This is a genomic window from Sphingomonas sp. GM_Shp_1, assembly GCF_026540895.1.
GTDB lineage: Bacteria > Pseudomonadota > Alphaproteobacteria > Sphingomonadales > Sphingomonadaceae > Sphingomonas.
Genome location: NZ_JALNUR010000068.1, coordinates 1 through 5,913 on the forward strand (window position 1 = coordinate 1; position 5,913 = coordinate 5,913).

The window sequence follows — 5,913 nt, forward strand, 5'->3', positions numbered from 1 at the left end:
CTCGCCATCCTCGCCGCCTCGATCCTCTATGCGGTCAGCCTGGTGCTGTTGCGGCGACAGGCGCAGGTCGCGGGTCCGACGGAGGTGGCGCTGTTCACCATGCTGGTGATCGCCGTCCTGATGACGCCCGCCGCCCCCTTCGTCTCGGGCTGGCCCGCCATGGGGCAGTGGCCCGCCATCGTCATCGCCGCGGCGCTGGGCAGCCTGTCGGCGCTGCTGCTCGCCTGGGCCTATGCACGGGCGGAGGCGCAGATATTGGCGCCGGTCGAATATACCGCCTTCGTCTGGGCGGCGTGCCTGGGCTATGCGGTGTTCGGGGAGCGTGTGTCGCCCTTCACGCTGGTCGGGGCGGCGCTGATCATCGCGGGCTGCGTCTTCGCGGTGCGGCAACCGGGGCCGGGGCCCCAGAGCGAGGCGGGATTATGAGCATCACCATCCGGGCGGCCGAGCGGGCCGACACCGCGACCATCCTGCGCTTCGTCCGCGAACTGGCCGCGTTCGAGCGCGAGCCCGACGCCGTCGTCGCGACCGAGCCGATGCTGGAGGCGGCGCTGTTCGGCGAGCGCCCGGCGGCGGAGGCGGTGATCGCGGAGCGCGACGGACAGGCAGTGGGCTTCGCGCTGTTCTTCGCCAATTTCTCGACCTGGACCGGGCGGCAGGGGCTGTATCTGGAGGATCTCTACGTCACGCCGTCCGCACGCGGGGGCGGGGTGGGCAAGGCGTTGCTGGTCCATCTGGCGGGCATTGTGCGGGATCGCGGCTGGGGCCGGTTCGAATGGTCCGTGCTCGATTGGAATACGCCTGCGGTGGAGTTCTACCGTGCGATGGGGGCGCGGGCGATGGATGAGTGGACGGTGCAGCGGGTGTCGGGCGAGGCGCTGGCGCGGTTGGCGGGGCGGTAGGGCGGAAGAGGGTTCGCGCGGAGGCGCGGAGGCGCGGAGATGCAGAGGGGTTGCCTTGGCGGCGCGCGTCATTCTCCTGCCGCCAGTTCGGTTTTGCCGGATTCCGTCAGCGACGGGCGAGACACCTCCGCGTTCTCCGCGCCTCCGCGCGAACCATCCTTCTTCCGCGCCACCTGCCCCTTCGCTCCGTTCAGCCTGAGCGCAGTCGAAGGCCATGGGAAGTCCTCTCCCCGGGCTCCGGGATTGCCCTCCCCCAGCCCCTCCCGCCTGCGGGAGGGGAGAAAGAAGAAGAGGCAGCCCCTCTCGCCTGCGGGAGGGGAGAAAGAAGAGACGGCCCCTGCCGGCTGCGGGAGGGGAGCGAGAAGAGGGGATAAAAGAAACGCCCCGGTGCCGGGCACCGAGGCGTTTCCCTTAAACCAGAACCCGATAAGGTTCAGGCGCGGCCGGGCACGTCGTGGTCGTGCGGCTCCTCGCCCTTGGCCTTGGCTTCGTCATAGCGTTCGATCGCTTCGACGACGATGCGGCGGGCTTCGTCGCGGTCGCCCCAGGTGCCGATGCGCACCCACTTCTTCTTCTCCAGGTCCTTGTAATGGGTGAAGAAGTGCTCGATCTGCTGGAACACGATCTCGGGAAGGTCGTCGCGACCGCCGACATTCGAATAATAAGGGAAGGTCGAGTCGACCGGCACGCAGACCAGCTTCTCGTCGCCGCCGGCTTCGTCTTCCAGGTTCAGCACCGCGATGGGGCGCGCGCGGACGACGCAGCCCGGGATGAACGGCGTGCGCGACACGACCAGCGCGTCGAGCGGGTCGCCATCGGGGCTGAGCGTGTGGGGGACGAAGCCGTAATTGGCCGGATAGCGCATCGGCGTGTGCAGGATGCGGTCGACGAACAGCGCGCCGGATGCCTTGTCGAATTCATACTTCACCGGCTCGCCACCGGTGGGCACTTCGATCACGACGTTGATGTCGTCGGGCGGGCTCTTGCCCACGGGAATGAGGTCGATGCGCATCGGTCAGTCTTTCTTTGCCAATGGGCCGGAACCGGGTTCCGGTGGAAAAACAATGGCGGGTGCGATAGCGCAACCCGCCATTGGGTGTCGATAGAAGGTAGTGACGCCCTCGTCAGGAAGACGTCAGCGTGCGGTCAGCAAACGGTCCAGCCCGGTTTCGCCGGTCCCCACCTTCTGCAGACGCGGATAGCGCGGGCCGCCGGTATAGGCGAGCGTCACTTCGCGGAAGCGATCTTGGTTCTTTATCACCAACTTGACCGGCTTGGCGGGATCCTTGGCGGCCAGAATCGCGGCCTTCAGACGGTCGCCCGAATAGCTTTCGCCGTTCACCGCCTGGATCTGCGTGCCGACATCGATCCCCGCCTTGAACGCCGGACTGTCCCAAATTGAACTGGTGACGTCGCCGCTATTGGACACGACCATGCCCAGCGAATAGCTGACATCGGTGCGGCCCTTCTCGTTCTGCTTGAAGGTCGGGGTCGGCTCGGCGGTGTAGACCAGCTTGTAGCCGTTCATCGCGAAGCCCTGGATCGGCGCGGGCTGGCCGGTTTCGGTCAGGCGCTTGGTCAGGAAACCCGCCCAGTCATAGGGCACGATCGCGTTCAGCGTGTCGGCGACATCCTGGAACGTATAGGTGACCTCGCCCCAGTCGCCGTTGCGGATGCCGAAAAAGGCCTTGGCGAAATCGTCGATCGACTTGGCGCCGTTCGACTTCTGGCGGAGCATCGCATCGACCTCCATCCAGACCATCAGGCCTTCATTGTAATAATCCTCCGACCGCTGCCAGCTCGTCCAGCCCTTGGGCTTGCGCGACGAAATGATCGGGTCGTTGGTGGTGTCGAGCAGATCGCGCCACTGCCGCGCGGGCGCGGTGTCGTAGATGCCCAGGATCGAGGCATATTGGTCCAGCGTATCCTGCTTCGACACCATCCCCGACCGCGCCTGGAGCACATAGCCCCAGAATTGCGTCTGCCCCTCATAGACCCACAGCAGCGAGTTGCGCATCGGCGTACGGAAATCGGGAGTCCACAGGTCCGCCCCGCGCCGGAACTTGCCGTCCCAGCTATGGGTGAATTCGTGCGGCAGCAGGTTGCGGCGGCCCGGCCCCGAATCCCATTCGGTGAAATAGCCCGGTGTCACGCCATTCTCCGACGAACGATGATGCTCCAGGCCGATGCCGCCGAGCTGGTCGCTGATCGACAGCAGGAACTCGTAATGGTCGTAATGCTGCGCGCCGAATGCCTTGACCGCCTGATCGACCAGCCGCTGGTGCGCGGCGATCTGTTCGGGCTTGGCGGCAAGCTCGGCGGCGTTGTCGGCGAAGACGTTCAGGTTGACGCGCGGGGTCAGCGGGAAGACCTTGCCATACTTGCCCGCCAGCACCGGGGAATCGACCAGGATTTCGTAATTGGTCGTGTCATAGGTGTAGGTCGAGCCCGACGCCTTGGCCGGGACCGCGCCCGCCGCGGTCCAGCCTGCGGGGAAGATCGCGGTCATCTGGATCGGGATCTGCCGGGTATAATAGCCCGCCGGATAGAGGCTGACCGAATTGGGTTGCAGCGAGATCATCGTCGGGGTGACGGCGATGCGGCCCTGGTCGGACTTGGTCGCCGACAGGAACTGGAACTCCAGGTCGAGCTGCCTTGCGCCCGACGGTACGTCGATATGGAAGGCGAAGACGTCGACCGGATCGCGCGTCCAGGGCAGGATGCGGCCATTGGCCTTGATGACCAGGCCCGCCAGCTTCTCGATCTCGCCGCGCGGATTGTGCGCGCCGGGCAGCCATTTGGGGAAGAGCAGCGCCATCGGCCCCGCCTTGGCGACCGGAATCGTCTCCTTCACGCGGAACACGCCGCGATCGGTGTCGGTGGCGTCGACCACCAGCTTGATCGTGCCCGGATAGGGGGTGTCGACCGCATCGGGGATGGTGTTGACGAAGGGCAGGGGACCGGCGGGGGCGGAGTTGCCCGATGGCACCTGCGCCAGCGAGACGGCGGCGGTCGAAACCAGGGACGCGATGATCAGGGAACGAAAGACGGGACGGATCATGGAGAGCCTTTTGCGGCGAAGAGAGATGCGGGCAGGTTAGGCACCCGATAGGCCAGTCGTCCAGACCCTTTTCCCCGCGCCCCGTGGCCAAGCCTTATCCGCCGCCGCCCAGCACGTTTACGGTGAAGGCGATCACGCCGAGGTTGAAGATGAAGGCGGCCAGGCACTGGCCCGTCACCACCCGCCGCATCCGTCGCGAGGCGATCGACACGTCCGACGTCTGGAAGGTCATGCCCAGCGTCACCGAGAAATACAGGAAGTCCCAGTAATCGGGCTCGGCCGTGTCGGGGAATTGCAGCCCTCCGACATCCCCCTTCTCCCCCGCGCTGTAGAAGAGATGCGCATAATGCAGCGCATAGACGATGTTGGAGAACAGCCAGGCGAGGATCAGCGTGCCGACGACCAGCGCGATGGTCACGATGCTGTTCCGCCCGCGCAACTCGCCGCCGACCGCGACCAGGATGACGAACAGCACGATGCCGCAGAAGACGAGCAGGACGGCACGATTGGCGTCGTTCCGTGCCGCGCGCCGCCGCATCTTGGCGGCCTGTCCCTGCCGCAACAGAGGGATGAGCGAGACGAGGAACAGGAAGGCGGCGATATCGAACCCGGCCAGCACCCCCCGCGTCAGCCCCAGCGGCGGGACGAGGACGGCGCCCGCCACCGCCAGGATCAGCGCGAAGGCGACGAAGCGCGGCGGCGCGATCCGGTCACCGATATGGGTCTTCAGGCGCTGCCAGCGGGTGGTGGTCATGGACCTCTGTGTAGGCCTGCCGGGGCCCGCTTGGCTATCGCCGGATCAATAGGACAAGGCCATATGCAATGTGTAATCCGGCAGATGAAAGCCGGCATCGGTCCAATCCATCAGAACCTTGGCCGGTACCATCGGCAGGCCCGAAATCAGCAGGATCAGCAAGGCCCGCCTGCGCCCCCGATCCGCCAGACGCTCCCATAGCCATCCCGACGCCAGATAAAGCGGGATCGCCGCGAGCCAGCCCCACGCCATGCCGATCGCCGTCGACACGCGATCATGCAGGGTGCCGCCGGTCCAGAAGGCGGACAGGCACCATCCGAGCCCGAAATAGCTCCCCCAGATCACATTGCTTCCCCATTGTCCCAGCCAAAGGCCGAACAACAAGGTCGGCAGGGCCGAACACATGATCATCGGCAGGCCCACGTGGCAAAGCCGAAATATCCCCTTGGTCACGAACATCACCCCGCCTTCCCTTCGGTCGCTACTGGGCAATGGGGGCATGGCAGGCCAGGTCAGGCAAGGCGGGATCGGTGTCGTGCCGGGGAAGGGATGGAATGAAGACGGACCCTGCACCGGGGCCGCAAAAGCCCTGCATAGGCGGGACATATCGGAGGGGGGGCGGATCGCCCGCCTCCCATTCTTTTCCCTCGCCCCTCATAGAGGGGAGAGGGTTGCGCAGACTTGGTCTTTGCGAAAGCAAAGGCTTAGTCGGAGCTGGGTGAGGGGTGGGCGCGCAGAGCGCGCGCGAGCCTTCGGCTCGCTCAACCCCTCACCCAAGCTGCACTAGCCAGCAGGCTGGCAAGCTCCGTTAACCCTCTCCCCTGTCCAGGGGAGAGGGAAGAAGAAGTGGCATGACTGTCGACTGGCCCTAGTTGCGCAGGCTGTCCGGCACGATGCCGCCATTTTCGGCGAGCTTGGCCATCACCGCCTTGTGAAGCGCGATATTCTGTTCGGCCGAGCCGTCCTCGGCGGCATGGACGCCCAGTTCGTTGGCCAGTTCCTTGCGCGCGGCCAGGCTGGAATCCAGGTCGAGCAGTTTGAGGAGATCGACGATCGAGCTTTGATAATTGCCGCCGCCATTCTTCATCGACGCCATTTCGCTCAGCACCGCGCCGACATCCACCGATTGCGGGGCGGGGGAGGCTTCGGGAACCGGGGCCGGAGCGGGAGCGGGCTGTTGCTGTCTCTTATACACA

7 protein-coding genes are annotated in these 5,913 nt (G+C 65.7%); 2 read left to right on the forward strand and 5 right to left on the reverse strand.

Annotated features, from left to right (window positions below; translation table 11 throughout):
* The coding region (locus tag OXQ33_RS17300; protein ID WP_267436034.1) for a DMT family transporter at positions 1-426 on the forward strand (426 nt) is incomplete at its 5' end.
* Positions 423-902 carry a GNAT family N-acetyltransferase gene (locus OXQ33_RS17305; protein WP_267436036.1) on the forward strand — a complete coding sequence of 160 codons (480 nt, stop codon included), beginning with the start codon at positions 423-425 and terminating at the stop codon, positions 900-902. The genes OXQ33_RS17300 and OXQ33_RS17305, both read left to right, overlap by 4 nt.
* 433 nt (positions 903-1,335) lie before the next feature.
* Here the strand turns inward: OXQ33_RS17305 and ppa are convergent, their stop codons facing one another.
* The 5 genes from ppa to OXQ33_RS17330 form a co-directional block, all read right to left on the reverse strand.
* Positions 1,336-1,914, reverse strand: a complete 579-nt coding sequence (gene ppa / locus OXQ33_RS17310; protein ID WP_267436038.1) for an inorganic diphosphatase — start codon at positions 1,912-1,914, stop codon at positions 1,336-1,338.
* Between the two features lie 123 nt (positions 1,915-2,037).
* Entirely contained in the window at positions 2,038-3,963 is a 1,926-nt protein-coding gene (locus OXQ33_RS17315) for a peptidase M61 (RefSeq protein ID WP_267436040.1), read from the reverse strand.
* Positions 3,964-4,057: 94 nt separating this feature from the next.
* A complete protein-coding gene (locus OXQ33_RS17320; RefSeq protein WP_267436042.1) occupies positions 4,058-4,717 on the reverse strand; it encodes a DUF1345 domain-containing protein in 660 nt (219 codons plus the stop codon).
* Positions 4,718-4,762: 45 nt separating this feature from the next.
* Positions 4,763-5,128, reverse strand: a complete 366-nt coding sequence (locus OXQ33_RS17325) for a hypothetical protein (protein ID WP_267436044.1) — start codon at positions 5,126-5,128, stop codon at positions 4,763-4,765.
* A 457-nt stretch (positions 5,129-5,585) separates the two neighbouring features.
* On the reverse strand, positions 5,586-5,913 hold a 328-nt coding region (locus OXQ33_RS17330), incomplete at its 5' end, for a DUF3597 family protein (protein ID WP_267436045.1).

What these genes read in the sequence shown, in the direction of transcription:
- OXQ33_RS17305 (WP_267436036.1), top strand. Translation starts at nt 423, where the DNA reads ATGAGCATCACCATCCGGGCGGCCGAGCGGGCCGACACCGCGACCATC.
- OXQ33_RS17315 (WP_267436040.1), bottom strand. Translation starts at nt 3,963, where the DNA reads ATGATCCGTCCCGTCTTTCGTTCCCTGATCATCGCGTCCCTGGTTTCG.
- ppa (WP_267436038.1), bottom strand. Translation starts at nt 1,914, where the DNA reads ATGCGCATCGACCTCATTCCCGTGGGCAAGAGCCCGCCCGACGACATC.
- OXQ33_RS17325 (WP_267436044.1), bottom strand. Translation starts at nt 5,128, where the DNA reads ATGATCATGTGTTCGGCCCTGCCGACCTTGTTGTTCGGCCTTTGGCTG.
- OXQ33_RS17320 (WP_267436042.1), bottom strand. Translation starts at nt 4,717, where the DNA reads ATGACCACCACCCGCTGGCAGCGCCTGAAGACCCATATCGGTGACCGG.